The sequence below is a fragment of the Cupriavidus neocaledonicus genome (assembly GCF_000372525.1).
GTDB classification, from domain to species: Bacteria; Pseudomonadota; Gammaproteobacteria; order Burkholderiales; family Burkholderiaceae; genus Cupriavidus; species Cupriavidus neocaledonicus.
The window spans coordinates 1-15,896 of record NZ_AQUR01000062.1; the positions used below are offsets into that span (position 1 = coordinate 1).

At 60.4% G+C, this 15,896-nt stretch carries 15 protein-coding genes and 1 pseudogene; 3 read left to right on the plus strand and 13 right to left on the minus strand.

Features of this window, described 5'->3' with window-relative positions:
• A pseudogene (locus tag A3AG_RS33875) lies at positions 1-120 on the plus strand (IS5/IS1182 family transposase); the annotation flags it as partial.
• Positions 121-533: 413 nt separating this feature from the next.
• Here the strand turns inward: A3AG_RS33875 and A3AG_RS0101840 are convergent.
• The 13 genes from A3AG_RS0101840 to A3AG_RS0101900 form a co-directional block, all read right to left on the minus strand.
• On the minus strand, positions 534-2,273 hold the full coding sequence (locus A3AG_RS0101840) for an ATP-dependent helicase (RefSeq protein ID WP_012354582.1): 1,740 nt from the start codon (positions 2,271-2,273) through the stop codon (positions 534-536).
• 189 nt (positions 2,274-2,462) lie between these two features.
• The gene (locus A3AG_RS0101845) at positions 2,463-3,314 is read right to left on the minus strand and encodes a hypothetical protein (RefSeq protein WP_012354581.1); all 852 of its coding nucleotides are present in this window, start codon (positions 3,312-3,314) and stop codon (positions 2,463-2,465) included.
• Between the two features lie 54 nt (positions 3,315-3,368).
• The gene (locus A3AG_RS0101850) at positions 3,369-3,986 is read right to left on the minus strand and encodes an IncC plasmid conjugative DNA transfer DtrJ family protein (protein WP_012354580.1); all 618 of its coding nucleotides are present in this window, start codon (positions 3,984-3,986) and stop codon (positions 3,369-3,371) included.
• 1 nt (position 3,987) lies between these two features.
• Positions 3,988-4,284, minus strand: coding sequence for a hypothetical protein (locus tag A3AG_RS0101855; RefSeq protein WP_018003854.1), 297 nt, complete (start codon positions 4,282-4,284; stop codon positions 3,988-3,990).
• Positions 4,259-4,765, minus strand: a complete 507-nt coding sequence (locus A3AG_RS0101860) for a hypothetical protein (RefSeq protein ID WP_012354578.1) — start codon at positions 4,763-4,765, stop codon at positions 4,259-4,261. Before A3AG_RS0101860 ends, A3AG_RS0101855 begins: the two co-directional genes overlap by 26 nt.
• 5 nt (positions 4,766-4,770) lie before the next feature.
• Positions 4,771-6,636 carry a conjugative transfer system coupling protein TraD gene (gene traD / locus A3AG_RS0101865; protein ID WP_012354577.1) on the minus strand — a complete coding sequence of 622 codons (1,866 nt, stop codon included), beginning with the start codon at positions 6,634-6,636 and terminating at the stop codon, positions 4,771-4,773.
• Positions 6,633-7,871, minus strand: coding sequence for a TraI domain-containing protein (locus A3AG_RS0101870; protein ID WP_012354576.1), 1,239 nt, complete (start codon positions 7,869-7,871; stop codon positions 6,633-6,635). The genes traD and A3AG_RS0101870 overlap by 4 nt, the downstream gene beginning before the upstream one ends.
• The gene (locus A3AG_RS0101875) at positions 7,868-8,923 is read right to left on the minus strand and encodes a TrbL/VirB6 family protein (protein WP_012354575.1); all 1,056 of its coding nucleotides are present in this window, start codon (positions 8,921-8,923) and stop codon (positions 7,868-7,870) included. Before A3AG_RS0101875 ends, A3AG_RS0101870 begins: the two co-directional genes overlap by 4 nt.
• 10 nt (positions 8,924-8,933) lie before the next feature.
• Entirely contained in the window at positions 8,934-9,692 is a 759-nt protein-coding gene (locus A3AG_RS0101880) for a TrbJ/VirB5 family protein (RefSeq protein WP_012354574.1), read from the minus strand.
• A gap of 15 nt (positions 9,693-9,707) precedes the next feature.
• Complete coding sequence (locus A3AG_RS0101885; RefSeq protein WP_012354573.1) at positions 9,708-12,164, minus strand: VirB4 family type IV secretion system protein; 2,457 nt, start codon at positions 12,162-12,164, stop codon at positions 9,708-9,710.
• Entirely contained in the window at positions 12,158-12,487 is a 330-nt protein-coding gene (locus tag A3AG_RS0101890) for a type IV secretory pathway, conjugal transfer protein (RefSeq protein WP_012354572.1), read from the minus strand. The genes A3AG_RS0101885 and A3AG_RS0101890 overlap by 7 nt, the downstream gene beginning before the upstream one ends.
• Position 12,488: 1 nt before the next feature.
• Positions 12,489-12,836: a TrbC/VirB2 family protein gene (locus tag A3AG_RS0101895; protein ID WP_012354571.1), complete on the minus strand. Its 348-nt coding sequence runs from the start codon at positions 12,834-12,836 to the stop codon at positions 12,489-12,491.
• Between the two features lie 18 nt (positions 12,837-12,854).
• Positions 12,855-13,904 carry a TadA family conjugal transfer-associated ATPase gene (locus A3AG_RS0101900; protein ID WP_012354570.1) on the minus strand — a complete coding sequence of 350 codons (1,050 nt, stop codon included), beginning with the start codon at positions 13,902-13,904 and terminating at the stop codon, positions 12,855-12,857.
• 354 nt (positions 13,905-14,258) lie between these two features.
• Between A3AG_RS0101900 and A3AG_RS0101905 the strand changes: the two genes are divergently transcribed.
• A complete protein-coding gene (locus A3AG_RS0101905) occupies positions 14,259-14,966 on the plus strand; it encodes a VirB8/TrbF family protein (RefSeq protein WP_012354569.1) in 708 nt (235 codons plus the stop codon).
• Between the two features lie 15 nt (positions 14,967-14,981).
• The gene (locus tag A3AG_RS0101910) at positions 14,982-15,893 is read left to right on the plus strand and encodes a TrbG/VirB9 family P-type conjugative transfer protein (protein WP_012354568.1); all 912 of its coding nucleotides are present in this window, start codon (positions 14,982-14,984) and stop codon (positions 15,891-15,893) included.
• Positions 15,894-15,896: the final 3 nt, after the last annotated feature.

Below are 15,896 nucleotides of genomic sequence, written 5' to 3' on the forward strand. Positions count from 1 at the left end.
ATGCGTCAGGTGATGGTGCGCGGTCTGAAGAAAGTCGATCAGATGTTTGTGCTGAGCATGGCCGCCTACCACCTCGTGCGCATGCGCTCGCTGGGACAAATCCGTCCGCAGTTGCAGTAATCGCGCTAATGAGGCCGGAATGGGCGCCAAAACGCGGAAAAAGCCGAGGCAGTGACGTCCGGCTTCCGGATTGTGAAAAACAGCGCTCCCCGCCTTGCGGGGAAAAACTCATCGCTAGCGCGATGAGTACTTCAGCAGCCTGATAGGTCTCTGGCGGCTCCCCACTGCAACTATGTACCTGCAGGGTATAAGTCTTGCAGCTCCAGGTTTTTTTTCGTTGGTTGAAGTCTCATTCACTTTTCCTTGGAAATCCGCGAGGCCGAGTCGTACTTGTACGTGGCGGACAAGTAGAAGGCCCTCAGGTCGATTTAGGGATTACTTTTCATCAAACACGACAAGGTCATCCTTCCTTGCACTTTTCCCGTTTGCAGGTCGCAAAAATACCGGATCACTGCGCTACATCTTTTGCGTCGTCATGTAGTGGTCAACGCATCAAGGCCTGCCTCTAAGACAAAGGGAGAGGTCGGATTCTTCTTGGCCATCGATAGCCGCAGATCCTCACGTGCTCTCGTCACTGCTACGTAGAACAAGCGACGCTCTTCCGATTCGGTGCTTTTCTCATCGGGCACAACGGTTTCCTCGGCCCGGATGATCCATACCCGATCCCACTCTAGCCCCTTGGAGCTGTGCATGGTTGTTAGGATCAACGCATCCGGCGCCGGCTCATTGTTGCTGCGGCGCAGGAACTCCAGCCTGTCGGAAAATGGACCATTGAGCCGGGACAGTACGTCGAACGTCGTGGTCGTGGCCCGGCGGGCAGGATCAGAGTCGGTCTGGTGCATCATCCATTCGTACACTCCTTCCAGCACCAGCGAATAAAACTGCCGGTCGCAGAGCGTTCGCCACTCGACAAGCCGTTTCATAAGTTCCCGATAGCGATCCGCCGATGCTTCCGAAAGGCCCAGTTCCAGAAGCTCTTTTCTTTGGCGCTGTTCTGTATTCGCGCGGCCCTTGCTGTGCAGGAGCCGTAGTTCTTGGGTATCAATCCCGACAAAGGACAGCAGCGCGTCCACACCGGTACTCTTCGTCCTCTGGACCAGTTCCAGAAGATTGCACATGAGGGCGGCCTCAGGCCGGTTCAGAATCGACTTGCCGGACGCCCGAAAATACTTGACGCCATGCGATCGGCATATCGCCTCGACGGGGTCGAGAATGCGGTTGGTCCGGGCAAGGACTGCCGCCGATTGGCCATTCCTTACCGCCGCCGTCAGATGCTCCATCGCTGCGACAGCCTCGGCATACTCGTCAGCGAACCGCTGGAACTGAACCTTCCCGCCGGGGCCCTTGTACGCAACCAGTTCCTTTGGGATCCTGTCGCGGTTATTCCGGATGATTCGGTCCGCCGCCCCAAGAATCTCTGCGTGGCAGCGATAATTGTTGCCCAACACCACTGACTGCGCGTCAAACTGACGAATGAAGGATTCCATTCCGCGGAAGCCCAACGCTGATCGGAAGCCATAGATGCTCTGATCATCATCGCCAACAACGGTCACAATCGATCCGGCCTGAGCATGCGAGGCGATCCACTGATATTGGAGAGGGTCAGTGTCCTGAAATTCGTCGACCAGGAGGTACCTGAACGGATACGGCTCGATGGTGCCGTTCTGCATGCCTTCCACGGCTAGCCGAAGCATGTCCTGAAAATCAATCTTGCCGTTTCGCTCCAGTGAATCTTGGTAGCCACGGTAAAGCACTTCTTCGGCGCTGCCGCTTTGCACTTGGCCGAAGTTGGTCTTAATCGCTTCAACCGCCGCGATGGCGTCCTCCACCTTCCAGTCCAACCCTAGGTCAGAGAGAACCTGGATCAGAAGCCCGGTACGATCGCCATCGGTGGCGACGTCTGGCGCGCTGCCGCCGTCGCGCCGTCCAAGCTGCTTATAGGCGAGAGAATGGAACGTACCAGCAAGCAGTCGCCTCTTCGTCGCTGATCCGGCAAGCGCGAGTATCCGCTCGCGAAGCTCGACCGCGGCGTCCTTACTGAACGTCACTGCGCCCACAGTCACATGCGGATCCGCAAGCAGGACTGCGGTCTTGGCAGCGATCGTCGCCGTCTTTCCAGCTCCAGGTACCGCCACGGCGAGGCAGTGCTGACGCAGGTCCACGACTTCGCGTTGGGCGGGATTAAGGACTGCTAGTACCTTTTCGAGCGACATTGGAATCCCGTTGTGGTGCTGGTGATAGCACGTGTGAGCAAGTGCCCCGAAGTACGACTACGAGACAGATACGAGGCAGTTGGGGCGCTGATGTTGGTGGGACCATCTGTCACGGGGTGATAGCAAGTGCCCCCACGGGACAACTTGTTGCCTCTGGGGTGACGTGCTCACACCAGGTGACACTTGGGCTTACATCCCGCGCACAGTCGTCATTAGCTTCAGGTGCGTGGTGTAGCTGCGCAGCCCCAGCGGCTGGAACTTGCGCAGGAAGCGAGTGACCTCGTCGTTGACGTCGCTCTGGTCACGGATGCCGTTCCAGACCATGAAGTCGAACTGGTCCATGGTTTGATCGAACTTGATCAGAACCTGCAGTGCGCGCACGGAGAACCGCGAATAGGCTTGAACCTCGAGTGAAAGGGAGGGGCGCTGGATTGTCGGCACAAACACGATCTCGCCTTGTGCGCGCATTTCCTGTTCCCGTTGTTCGCGGTAGGCTTTCGCCACTCGCAATTGCTCGTCCACATAATCCTCAATCTTCGAGAGTTCGCGCTCCAGGTAGTTTTCGAGTGTCGACAATTCAGAGCGCGAGAACGTGGCAGCTCCGAAGCGCTGCAGGTTCAACGACATCCGGTTCATGTACGGCCACCATTGCTCGAACAGCGGCCGCAGGCGGGTGTGATTGAGCTTGAGCGCCACTGGAACAACTGCCGCACCGGCAAGCTCGCGATTGAGGATCTGCAGGCCGAGCTCGCGCCGGCGTCGAACGATCGCTTGGCGGTCTTCAGGCGCCAGGTCCCGAAAAAGGTTACGGGTGCGCTCCACCTGAGCCTTGCGCTCCTCATGATCCGCTGTCGAGATCAGACCTTCCTGGCGCAGTGCGTCGGCCGATTGCTCCATCTCCGCGAGTTCGGTCTCGACGTCGCCAGAACTGTCAATTGCGCCAAGCGTTGGAGGTGTTGCGACGAGCGGCGCAGCAGCTACGTCGGTCGGCGCGGATTGCTGCAGGGTCTCTTCGGCGGGGGTCAAATCGGTCGTGGTCATGATGTTCTCCAATATGTGGCCGGGCACCGGCCTTGGTAGTCGTTACGGCACCGGCTACTTGCCGACATGGAAAGACGCCGCAAGGCGCCAGCAGAGCAGGCCAATCAGGCAGACACCAAAGGTCCACCAGGTCGCCAGCATGGGAAGGGGTAACAGCAGGGCAGACGTCCCGAAGCCGAAGCAGAGCGTCAATCCATGGGCCGCAACGTGGAATGTCACCGGATTGGCGAACCCAGCCCCGGCGGCGCGAATCTTTCGCGATACGGTCCCGTCGTTAAATAACGCAACGAGCAGGACGATCGCGCCGAGAACCCAGTGATGAGCCACCGCGGCCCGGTACACCGCACGGTAGATCGTCAGCCAGAAATGCTGCATCCAACCTCTGCCGAAGGCGGCGGCGCCCCCGTCGGAGAAACTGGTCTGGCCGTCGGAGCCGGTGAACGATGCCTTGACCGCACCGCTGTCGATGAACCATTTGTGAAAGCGGGCGTTGGCCAGCGAAACGACGATATCCGCCCTTTCCTGGCCGAGCACGCGTTCAACCGACGCCTGTTCGGCCTCACTGATTTCGAAGGCGCGATCGTTCTGCATGAACGGCGCCAGGGTGCAGATCATCAACGGCGAGACGATCAACCACAAGCGTACGTGCGAAGCGAACCGGCTGTTGGCCATGTCAGATCCAGCGCAGTGCCAGCCATAGCGGCAGGCTCAGAAAAGCGAACAGAGCGCCCCAGAAGATGGCCGGCTTGTCTACCGAAATCTTGACGAGCGCAAAGCATGCCGCGGCCGCTCCGCTGGAGAATGACTGGGGCATCTCCTGAGCAAGGTGGGGCGGCGCCGTCAACCACTCATGCATGTGCAGGGCGAGAGCGGGATCGACACCACAGAGCCTGGCCGCAAGGCGAGCGGGGGCCTGTTTGACTCGGATCGCCGCCCGGCGCGCGTCAGTGTGCAAAGTCGCCAGCGACATCGTAGTTCTCGAAGTAGCGGGTGAAGGTGTAACCCGTCAGGACCCGGGCAGCGAGCTGAAACGCTGCGCAGCGTTGCGTGATTGCGCCAGGTGCCGGTTCGTCGACGACGCGGCAGACATAGCCATCCGGCTGGCGCTGCTCGAACGCCGGAATGGATTCGTGAAACGGATACCAGACGTTGTACTTTTCGCCCTTGAACGCGGCATAGCGCTTGCCATAGAGCTCGTGAGCGCGGGAGAACAGCCCCATCATGAAAGCGACGTTGGGATCGCCGTGCTTGCGGGCGGCGCGCCACGCCGTGATGCCGTCGGCAAGCATTTCCTTGACCAGCGGCTCCTCGCGGACGCGGAAATTCACGCCGATGTAGTCGACTACCCGCGTGCAAATGTCATCAAGGTCCGGCGATAGCGAGAGCACGGGCGAGAGCTTCGCCGAAAGCTTGTATTCCTTGACGATTTGTCGGAACAGGCTGCTGCGCATTGGTATTAGTCCGTGATAATTGGAATTCGACCCTGGTAGACGGCGCCTCCAGAGATTCGCAGGAAGTACTGCAGGTTCGGCAGTTGCATGACCAGGTCGTGCGGAATGAGCGGCGCCTTCTCAAGCTGGGCCGATCGAGACACAGAGCCGCTGAACTCGCCGACATGAGCCTCCGTTCCGGTGCTGGTGCTGCTTGAGACGACCAGGTTGCGGATGGCTGTGGTCCCGGCTTTCTCGGAGAACCACTTGGCCGTGTCGATGTCTTCCAAGCGTAAAACGATCTGGTTGTTCAAATTCCCCAAGACTTGCTGCATTTTTGCCACGTTTCCGAGTTTGGCCGTGAAGTCGGAGCGGGTCTGGTAAGCGACGAACGCCTTGAAGCCTGCCCCGCGGCCCTTGTTCAAGAGCTGGAGCAATTGCTCGTTGATGGCCTCGGCCGCTTCGTCGACAACCAGGACAATCTCGGGCGGCTTGGCGTAGAAGTTGTAAATCGCGCCGGCGACCGATGCGATGTCGGCCAGCAGCATCGACATGACCGCCTGCGCCACCATCGAATTGGATAGCGAATCGGCGCCGACATAAAGCACAGCCTTCTGCTTGATGACCTTGTCGATATCCCAGATCTCGCGGTCATCCTCAAAATCGTCCGCTTTGGGCGCCAGCATCAGTCCGGTCTCTCCGGTGGCAAGCATCTGCAGAAGGGGCAGGGCAGAGGCAATGATCCGGCCATAGTGGTCGCGGTCATGCTGAAAGGTTGAAATCAGGCCGTCGATCGTCTCGTGCCCCTTGCCGAGCTTGGCGAATCGATCGATGTACATACTGACCATGGCATCAAGACGCGTGCCACCCATCTTCTGTGCGACCTTCTGCATGTACGCCGTGACTTCCTCTTCCCAATCAGGCTTGCCGGCCTCAGGGAAAAAGCGCTCCAGCGCTCGCTCGAGCAAATTGTTGATGCCATTCTGAGCGTACTGGAGGATCGACCGGAGATTCGGCTTGTCGCCCACGTACAGCTCGCCCTTGACGGATCGGTCAATAAACAGGAAGGCAAACTGGCGAAACGGACCTTCCTCCATCAGTTGGGCGATGCGAGTCGGAATTTCCGACGGCTGGGACCAGTTTTCCAACGGGTTCAGGCGAATGGATCGCGAGGGCGCCGCCTGTTTCCAGTACAAGAACTTGCGTCCGGTGCGCTCGCATTCACGCTTGCACCGTGCGACCCAGTCGGGATCGTTCTTGGGATCGATCGCGATCAACACGTCATTGGGGTTGTGGATCACCTGCGTCGAAATCAGCTCGAACGTGCGTGTCTTTCCCGACCCGGTAGTGCCGCTGATTGACGTGTGACCGCCCATTGCCTTGTAGTGAAAGGGGATGGGGCCGCGCTGCGATTCCATGCCCCCGATCCAGGATTTTCCCTGTGGCGAGCGGTCCGCAATGCTGTGCTCGGGGGCGAACGTTTTCTCGATCGCCTTGACGGTATCCTTCGGCAGCCATTTGGGCAGCCCCGGAACATCGCTTGATGGCATACGCAGGATGTCGTGGGCGATCTGACAGTGCTTCTGCGTCCATTCATATCCGGTACCCAGATACATGGCATCCTCGTCTTTGTCTGCGGAGCGCAGCTGTCGGCTCTTTGCAAGCAGGTCTTCGATCCTGATCAGGGTCAGCCATTTCGTGGAGATGGCAAGCCGGAACCGCAGCGCCCGCCACACCTGTGTGGAACGAACGAGCAGGAATGCCAGGCAAACCAGTGAGAAGTAGGCTCCGTTTGGCATGCCGCTCACGAGCAGCACCACGCAAGCAAGCGCCCAGCCGACGGCGGCCCGGAACTCGTAAATGGGGCGGAAGTGGTTAATGTAATGATTCATGCGTCGGATTGCGGGCCAGGCATGATCAGGTTTCCTACTTCGTCGACCAGCAGGATGTCCTGGCCAACGATCTTGTAGAGATGCCTGAACTTGCGCAGATGCTCAATGAGTGTGTCGGAGGCAATGCCATAGTTGCCGAGTGAGCGCTTGCTGATAGCAACCTTTCCCTCAACACGCGTCACTTTCGTCTTTCCAGCGGCCGCGTCCTGCGAGAGCGCCTTGAAGAACTCGCGCATGAGGTTCGAGGTGCCAGCGAGTGCCTTGAAGGGATCCTCGGGCGTCGGCTCCTTGCGCAACGAACGCGCTCCGTCGAGTTGCACCACGTTGCGAGACGTCTCAACTCGTGCATGCGGCTCGCTGACCGCCGGCGAGCCGTTGGCCGTATCGGGCGAATCCGGTCTGCTACCTGCCGCTTGGGGTGGCGTCTCTGCTTCTGTCTTCGCAGTATTCGCGTTCGCCTGGGGCAGGTTCGCTGGCGACGTCGGGGCGTCGGCCCCATCGGCGGCCAGGCTCTGCGCCGCCGGCGCTGGGGTCGCGTCCGGGGCAAAGGCGGCACGGCGAGCCTTCACCTCAAACTGGGTTGTGGTGTCGATTGCTTGCCGCACAACCTTGTGCAGTAGCGTCTCCAGGCCTGACGGTCGTGGATCCGGGTTGATGGCGCCGAACAGTTCGGAGAGCACGTGGCTGTCGAAAGCGCCCAACCGTTCGGCCCCGAGGATCTCTCGCGCGAGCAGCGCCGTGCGCATCCGTTCGATCGGCAACGCTGCCTCCCGCCGCGTCACCTGGTAGGTGTCAGCGCCGAGCCAGCTGCCGAACGCCCCGTGTGCGGCAGGAACCCATTCCGCTCCATCCCGATGCCGAAAGAACTGGAAGTGGCGACAGGGCTCGTCCAGCCGCGAACAGCAGGCAGCCAGAAAGAGCGCATACAGGTACTGAGGTTCAAGCTGGCGCCGTCGTTCCGACGTCTGGTCTGCGGCAAATTTCTGAGCGCCGGAAAGGCGCATGGCGAAGTAGGCCGCTTCGACCGTGGCACGAAACGCCCCGCCGGGCTCGGCGTGTTCGGCCGGCCGAAGCGGCATGCTGGAGAACCATGCGGCGCAGCGTTCCAACACGCTCAGCCACTTGCTCTTGATGTCTGCCTCGTTCGTTTCGTTGGCGTATTGCCGAACCAACGCGAGGCGGCTGTCGTGGGCTGCCAGCAAGTCCGCTGCTGGCAAGGGGTGATGGACCGTCATTTCTTGCCCTTCTTGGCGAGGAACCCACCGATGCCGCCAGCTGCCTTCATACCCAGGCGAGCCGCGGCGCCACCGCTAAGACCACCCCCCGATCCAAAGACCGCACCCGACATCTTGGGAATCTCGAGTGCGACCAGCAGCATGAACAAGGCAACACCAAGGGCATAGGCGGCGCCAGCCAAAGATTTCGTGCCAATGCCAGTCTGATCAGCGATCGTGGAAGTGAAAGCGCTTGAAACGAGTCGCGCCATGATGGTTGAGATGACGATATACATCGAAGCGCCGATCATGAAATCGAGCCACGACATGAAATAGCGCCGTGTGTAGTCGGAGAACGCCAGGGCTACTGCAAGGGGGCCGATCACGATACCCACAGCGGCCTGAATCTCACCCAAGGCGATGAAGAAGCTGTACATCAGCGCTGCCACCGCGCAGACCACGAACGTAAAGAGAAGAGTCAATCCCGAAACCGCCACGCCGAGCTTGCTCAGACCGCTTGCCGCGTCCATCGCCTGGTTGTACGAGTCCAGGAATCCCGCGCCCACCGAGATGAGGGTCATCGCCGGATTGCTGGACCGCGTACCGGCGATCTTGTTGGCGAGTGTCGTGAACCAATCATAGATGCCCGGCGCAAATTGGCTGTATCCCACATAGATCGAGGCGAGAATGCCGAGCACCATGATGGTTTCCAGGATGTCGTTCCATGCGCTGGTTGGATCATTCGTGGCGGCGAACCGGATGGCGGCAAGCGTCAGCGTAATGAGCGCCAATCCGTATGCCACCTTGTCCGTCTCCGATCGTATGCTCTGACTGAGTGAGGTGGCGCCCCCAATCAGGCCGGTGCGGAAGGAATCGAACTGCCCAATCCAACTTTTGAGGGATTCGGCAACAGTGCCCGTCGGACCCGAGAAAGACGGCGGGGTCTGGGCAGACTCCACGGACTGGGAAGGGGACCCGGCTTCGGCACTCGTTGACTGAGCAAAGGCCGGGGCGGTGTGCAAGAGCACCGCGGTGACAAGCAGAACCAGTAGGCGCAGCAGCATGGCGTTCATTGCAACCGGATCAGTCAGCTTGCAGCTTGCGGGAGAACACGCGGGCGCGCAGCTGCTTGAGTTCTTCATCCTGCGCGATCGTAATCGCGCGCATGGCCTCGGCGCTTTGGGATTCCTTCGCGACGCTCTGTTGTTCCTTGTCCGCGTCGGCTTGAGCGCGAACGCTCATGAGCTGCAGCAGATCCGAGTTCTGGCTGGCGAGCACGTCCAGCATCTGGTTGGTCGTCTGCGCCGCGGCTTGCGCGGTCGGCGAGAGCTTAATGCTCGATTGAATCTTTTGCCGGCGCTTCGCCACTGACTGCGTATTCTTGTAGATTTGCTCGCCCAGGCTGAACAGGGCCTTGGCAGTCTTGTCGCCGTTCCTAAACAGATTGCGCTGGTCCTCGAACCATTGCTCCTTGGTTTTTCCCGAAGCGACGACCATGCTATGAATCTTCTTCAGGTAGTCGGCGTTGTCCGAAACCGTGCCGTAGAGGTCCTTGAGCGTGGTGCCGTAGATCTCGTACTTACCGATGTCATCGGCGATGGAGTCCAGTTGCTCCGTAATGGCGGCCACATCCAGACCTGTGGCCTGCAGAAGCTGGTTGGCCATCATCTTGTACTGATAGATGATGTTGGTATTCTCGTAGACCTCGGTTTTCAGCGACTGCATTGCCGTCATGGTGGTTTGCACGAGGCCAACCCAATCGGTGACCGGCAGGGCAGCGTGGGCAGACGAAGCCCCGAAGACCGAGGTTGCGATGGCGATGTTGGCGATCCACTTCTTCACGTTGTTTCTCCAAAGTTATGCTGCGCGCGCAAGCATTTCGCGCACATAGCGGTCCTGCCAATCGGATTCACCCGACGCGTAGTGCTTGTCGCAGATTGACTGTGCGACCCCGTCCGAGCGCAGCATGGCCACCATCTCGTCGGAGAATGCCGTCTGCAGCATTCGTGTCTGGGTGTTAGTGATCAGTAGGTAGTCGCGGTTAGGCACCGCGTCTGAAATCAGCTGCACTTGGTCATCGGTTAGCCCGAATTTCTCCTTGTAGAGTTCGGGACTGGTCTTAGCCTGGCTGTTAGGCAGGTAGATCCAGTTGGCGATGTTTTCCTTGAGGATCTCGAAGTTCGCCACGCGCGCAATCTGACGCAGGGACTGCGTCGCGCACCAGATGGCGCCGTTGAGCTTGCGGATGGTGGTGATCCAATCCTCGTAGCGCCGATAGAATCGCTCGTTCTGGAAGAAGAAGCCGCATTCCTCGACCTCGATGATCGTGTAGCGGATGCCATCCATCGACTGACTGATCCGGTAGAACGCATAATCGGTGAACAGCACCGCTGCGCGTTCGTACTTCTGGAACAGTTCACCCATCTCGATACACAGGTTGTCACTAACCGAGAAAGCGTCTTCGGCGTGATCGAAGAAGTGCCCGTACTGACCACCCTTGAGCCAGATCTGAAGCCGCCCGCGCAAATCCGCATGCAGCATCGTCGAGAGCGAGCTGAGGGTCCAGCGCTCGCGAGGGTAGCCAGCCAGCAGCTTGACGGCCTCAAAGAGATCCTGCACCTGCTGAGGCGACAGCGTGAAGTCGTCATCCTCTAGGGAGAGCGTCAGCCACTCCGTGATGTAAGTGAAGTTCTTCGGGTCGGCCAGCAGCGACAACGGATTGACCGGCGTGCTGGTCTGAAACTTCCCGGTGACGTCAATGAAGGTACCTCCGCTCAGCAGCGTCGGAATGCGTGTGGAACGGTCCTTGTCGAAGCGAATCCGCCGCGCCTTGTGCCTGTCGCCTTGCGACACCAGGAAATTCAGGAACACCGATTTGCCGGCACCGATCGGGCCGATGACGAACAGATGGCCGTTGCCGCCGCGCTGATGCATGTCGACGCGCTGAATTGTGCGGTGGCGCGTTGGCAGGCAGGTCAGGGGAGGCACTTCCGCTCCGGTCTTCTCGCTTAGCCACGCGTTATAGGACGGGCCTTCCAGGACCGAGCGAACCGGCGCGATGTCGGACACGGCCGGCGTTTCCACGAACTGGAGGCGGCGTTGCTTGTCCCAGCGGCCAGGCAGGGTACTGTTCCAAGCGGGCATCAGGTTCGCCTTCTCGCGGATCGTCCCGAAGCCGGCGTTGGTCAATGCGCCGACCACCTCGCTGACGGCGTCCTCGCATTCACCTTCGGAATCCGCGTAGACAATCACCGAGATATTGGCAAAGCCGTGCTGGATCCCCTCGGCGGTGAGACGCTTGAGTGCGTATCCCGCCTCCTTGGCCAGTTCCTCGCGGCCTTCGTCGTTCTCGCTTTCCTCCTTGGAGACGTACTGCTTCATCATGGAGCGCAGGTTCACCGCCGCCATCTTGTAGAAGCGGCGCACCTTCTCGATGTAGGCCGTGGCGCGCGCGGTGTCCAGAAAGCGGTACATGATGCAGATATCCAACTCGGCATCCACGTGCATCAGGCTGTCAAGCGCCGCTTCCTGGAAGCTCATCCATTCCTTCACCGCAACAACCGCGGCATAACGCTTGCCGTGGGCGGATTCGAATAGCAATCGCTCGGCGCCCACCGTGACCTCGGATTCCGTCAGGTGCGTGTCGAGCAAGGTGACAGGAAACCGGATGCGGCGCGGCGGCACGCTAGGATTGGCGACCTGGTGAAGCGCGGCATAGCTGTCCTGCATGGTGAGCCGGGTCGGCTTGATGCGCGGAATGCCGCCGGTAAATGCATCGAGCATGGCCTCGAAGCGCCGGGTATCCGCGTGCATCCGCTCCATGTCGAAGGCGAAAGCGCTGCGAGAGAGAACCGTGTCTTTTGCCGCCTCAACGATGGCGCCGTACACCGAGCGCCCCCCAACCGTCATGTGATAGCCAATCTTCTCGAAGAACTTTGCAATGCCCGACTCGGGGGTGTAGGCAATGCTGAGGGCGTGCGTGTTCCGGAAGTACCGCCCGGTGGTCATATGCGCACGGTTCAGTGCGTTCAGACGTGCGTCGGCGCTGTTGCTGAAATCGCCGTCGATGAAGCCGGTTGTGCGGCGGTGGGACAGCCGCCACCAGGCGGTGATGCGGTTGTCGAAGGATCGGCAAGCCTGGTCGAGCTGGTCGCGGGCCGAGGTAATGTCACTGGCATCGGCGCTATCCGCGTCGACACCCCGAAACTCATAGGCCGCCAGAAGTGATCCATCCTTGTTCAGGATCAGTTCCGGCGTAATGGACGTGAGCCACGGCACGATCTCGGCCAGCGGCCGGCGTTTCAGTTTCAGCATGGCAGGTCGCTGTCAAAGCCGTAAGGCCGGCGAAAGACCGAGTGAGATTTCCCGTGCCAGGGGACGGACTCGTACAGGTCGCCGTACATGTTGTAGATGTTGAGAATCTGGTTCCACCATGGATCCCGGCTTGTCAGCCAGGCCAGCAGCGCGTGGTTGCAAAGACCGCTGACGAATATCGCCGCCGGGATCTCCCAGCCACTGCGGTAAGTGACATAGATCAGCAGCGCGACGATGGTGCCGTTGGCGATGGCCAGTCCGCGTACCGCGCCGGCGATCAGGCGCGGCATCGACAAGCCGATGCTCACATGGTGCTTGCGCATGTCAGAAGCCGGTGCAGGCGGCCACAATATTCAGCGTCTTGAGGATCGACGGTGCCGCCGCGGCGAGGCCGACGCCCACGCACGCCCCCGAAATGAACTTGGACAGGCTCGACTCCGCATTGGCATAGGCGTACGCGCCGAGCACGATGACGATCAGGCCAATGACGAAGAGGTACTTGGTGTTGATGAAGGTGGCGATGCCACAGATGAAGTTGCCGAGATTGCCGAGGAACGAATCGTCCGCGGCGGCGGCGGAGGTGGCCACCGCCATCATGCCGACGAGCAACAGGACGGAAGGCGCGTACTTGCGTGCGGTGGCGCGGGCGCGCAGGGAGAACTGGGGGGTCATGCGGAGGGACTCCTGAGGTTAGAAAACGCGTTGGAATTCGTAGTCGTTGTTGCGAAATCCCTTGATCTCAATGATCTCGGAGAGCACACGCATGTCGCCCGATCGCTTCATGTGCACCACGTAGTGAATGCAGTCTGCGATGAGCCGGCGCATGTCCTCGACCTTCCAGCCGGAGCCGGGTGGAATGCCGAGGAGCGCCATGCTTTCGAGACGGGACAAAGCCATGCGTGGGCTTGGTGCGTGAAGAGATCCCATGCCACCGTCGTGGCCGGTGTTGAAGGCCTGGAGCATGTCGTATGCTTCACCGCCGCGGACTTCACCAACGAGAATCCGGTCGGGCCGGAAGCGCAGGGAGAGCGCAATCAGATGCTGCGTGGTGACCCCCTTGTCGGCGTTGGATAGCAGGCGCACAACGTTCGGCACGCTGGGCTTGAGTTCGGTCGTGTCCTCGATGGTGATGACGCGCTCGTCCGGCGGGATCTCCCCAACCATGGCGTTGAGAAGCGTGGTCTTGCCAGAGGACGTACCGCCTGCGACCAGGATGTTCTTGCGTTGTCGGACAAGCTCTCCAAGGGCCTGGGCGAGCGCTTCGTCCTCGACGCGACCGGTGAAAATGGGTGTTTCGGCTTCCGTGCGCGCGTGTCGCGAGGAGAAGGCACCGGCCTTCACGTAATCCGACAACCGCATGTTCTTCTCGCGATGGCGACGAATGCTGAGTGCGTGACCCTCGATCGAGGTCGGCTGCATCACCGCCGCAATCCGCAGGCCCTTGTGACCTGCGTTGATGATGCCTTGTGATGTCCCACGGACTGCGGACTTCTCGACAGAGGAGGCCAGTGACCGGATTGCCCCTTCGACCTTGAAGGGGTCGAGCACGACATCGAGGCGGGTCATGACGCCGCGCCGCTCGACCCAGATGCTGTTGTGGCGGTTGATCATGACTTCTGCGACATCATCCGCATGGATGACGTCGTGCAGCGGCGCCAGCGATTCGAAGAACATCGAAACGGCGCTATCGGCCAGCTGCGTGAGCTGCAGAAGAGGGTGGTTGGCGGACGCTGATTCCATGCCCGCTATTGTTGGCGGGCAAAGCCTGACTTTGCGGACCGAAAGCTAGGCCATTTTCAGGAGCTTTCGATCGAGTCTGCAGCGTGTGGCGGCACCGTCGTCGCGAAAAGGAACATGTTCCCTCCAATATCAGCGAAAGGCGCGGTCAAATCCTGAGCATTCGACGGGGGATGCGCCAATGCTGTCGCTCAGCATGTGCAATCGGCAGAACCGGCATCGGAAGCTCGTTCGCTCGTTAGCATTGAAGGCCGATGCGACAAATATGGAAAGCTCTGCAAAATGGCATAGCTTTCGAGGCCAGGTAGAGGGCAATTCGCTGATTCAATTAGCGGCATCCCAAAGTCCTGCCGCCACATGCTCTTCTCTCGCAAATCCACCGACAAAGCCAAGCCCCTGACCGTCGCGCCGGGCATGTATGGCGAAGAGCGTCCGGAGCAAGTCGTTTTCGATCGGACCACGCGCATCACCGTGGACCGCAACCACTGGAAGCTCGCTACCGCCGGCGCCGCATGCCTCGCGCTCGTCGCGATTCTGACCCGGGAGCCGCCGCCGTCGGTGGTGAAGGTCGTGGGCGTGTCGGCCGATGCGACGGGCAAGCCCATCACGCGCGAACTGGACGCATTCCACCCGGATGAACGGCAAGTGCAAGCTGCACTGAAGGATCTTGTGCAGCGGTGGTTCACCATCGAGCCCATCCTGACGCCGCAGATCGAATCATCGCGCATGGCGGCGAACCTGCGTTCGGTGCGAGAACAGATGCTGGGATCGGCGAAAGAGCAGTTCAAGGCATGGGTGGACGAGGATGAGCCGTTCCGGCAGGTGATGGCATCGCCGACGCTCACACGCGAGCCCCGGTTCACCAACATCGCAAGCCTGCCCGACAGCACGGTCGTGGTCGAGTTCGTCACGACGACAACCGAAGACGGATACAAGCCGCGCAAGCAGCGGTACGCGATTACCTTTCGCTACCAAGTCAAGCCGGCCGACAAGGAGGCCATGCTCGGCACGAATCCGTTTGGCGTGTTCCCCATCTTTTTCTCGATCCAGAAATCCGCGGCCTGAGCCGCGACTATGCCCATGGAAGCCCGTACCCCCTCCCGAGTTCTCCCGCTGGTCATCGCCCTTGGCCTGGCACTGTTGCTTTCCATTCCGGATGGCCACGCTGCGGACAAGACTGGGCGCCGTCCTGGCGCTGGCATTGCCGGGCTGGGTATCGGCGACCTGAGCGACGCCATGAATCCGGGGAATCCGTTCAATGGCGGTGTCGATCCTATCGCGCTGCCGGGTGACTCTCGGCTCGTGGTGTTCACGTACAGCCGGGACCAAATTTTCCGGGTGCTGAGCGCGCCATTGAAGGTCACGACCATCGAGTTTCCGGACGACGAGCAGATCGTTGGCGACCCGGCCTGGGGCGAGAACGTACGTTGGGACTATGACACCGATGGCGCCAACCATCTCTACGTGAAGCCGCAGGCGGCGGGCCTCGTCAATACGCTGTCGGTGAACACGAACAAGCGCAGCTACGAGTTCACGCTGGTGTCGTCGCCTCTGGGCGGTATCTTTTACCAGAAGGTGCGATTCCGCATTCCGACGTCGATCTCGGCCAAGGTCAAGGCCCGCAATGACTCGCGTAGCGAGCAGGCGGACAATGCGAAGGCGACAGAGGGGGGCGATTCGCGTAACGTCGACGCCGTGGCGGTGCCACCGGACCAGCTGAATTTCGAATACGCCATTTCGGGAAGCGCCAGCTTCAAGCCGGAGACCGCTTTCGACGATGGCAAGGCGCTATGGCTACGGTTACCTGCCGCCGCGCTTCAGAGCTGGCCGGTCGCCCTGGTGAAGGACGGCAGCGACTTCGTGGTGGTGAACCAGATCCGTCGCGGCGGCTATCTGGTGGTCCAGCGTCTGGCCGATACCGTTGTGCTGCGCTCCGGCGACGATGAAGTCAGGATCGAGCGTGGCCGTCGTCGCGTGTTGGGGCTGTTCTGATGC

Bases quoted from the DNA above. Each gene is read 5' to 3' on its own strand.
- A3AG_RS0101905 (WP_012354569.1), top strand. From the start codon at position 14,259: ATGCTCTTCTCTCGCAAATCCACCGACAAAGCCAAGCCCCTGACCGTC.
- A3AG_RS0101860 (WP_012354578.1), bottom strand. From the start codon at position 4,765: ATGCGCAGCAGCCTGTTCCGACAAATCGTCAAGGAATACAAGCTTTCG.
- A3AG_RS0101875 (WP_012354575.1), bottom strand. From the start codon at position 8,923: ATGAACGCCATGCTGCTGCGCCTACTGGTTCTGCTTGTCACCGCGGTG.
- A3AG_RS0101890 (WP_012354572.1), bottom strand. From the start codon at position 12,487: ATGCGCAAGCACCATGTGAGCATCGGCTTGTCGATGCCGCGCCTGATC.
- A3AG_RS0101910 (WP_012354568.1), top strand. From the start codon at position 14,982: ATGGAAGCCCGTACCCCCTCCCGAGTTCTCCCGCTGGTCATCGCCCTT.
- traD (WP_012354577.1), bottom strand. From the start codon at position 6,636: ATGAATCATTACATTAACCACTTCCGCCCCATTTACGAGTTCCGGGCC.
- A3AG_RS0101900 (WP_012354570.1), bottom strand. From the start codon at position 13,904: ATGGAATCAGCGTCCGCCAACCACCCTCTTCTGCAGCTCACGCAGCTG.
- A3AG_RS0101870 (WP_012354576.1), bottom strand. From the start codon at position 7,871: ATGACGGTCCATCACCCCTTGCCAGCAGCGGACTTGCTGGCAGCCCAC.
- A3AG_RS0101885 (WP_012354573.1), bottom strand. From the start codon at position 12,164: ATGCTGAAACTGAAACGCCGGCCGCTGGCCGAGATCGTGCCGTGGCTC.
- A3AG_RS0101855 (WP_018003854.1), bottom strand. From the start codon at position 4,284: ATGTCGCTGGCGACTTTGCACACTGACGCGCGCCGGGCGGCGATCCGA.
- A3AG_RS0101845 (WP_012354581.1), bottom strand. From the start codon at position 3,314: ATGACCACGACCGATTTGACCCCCGCCGAAGAGACCCTGCAGCAATCC.
- A3AG_RS0101850 (WP_012354580.1), bottom strand. From the start codon at position 3,986: ATGGCCAACAGCCGGTTCGCTTCGCACGTACGCTTGTGGTTGATCGTC.
- A3AG_RS0101895 (WP_012354571.1), bottom strand. From the start codon at position 12,836: ATGACCCCCCAGTTCTCCCTGCGCGCCCGCGCCACCGCACGCAAGTAC.
- A3AG_RS0101840 (WP_012354582.1), bottom strand. From the start codon at position 2,273: ATGTCGCTCGAAAAGGTACTAGCAGTCCTTAATCCCGCCCAACGCGAA.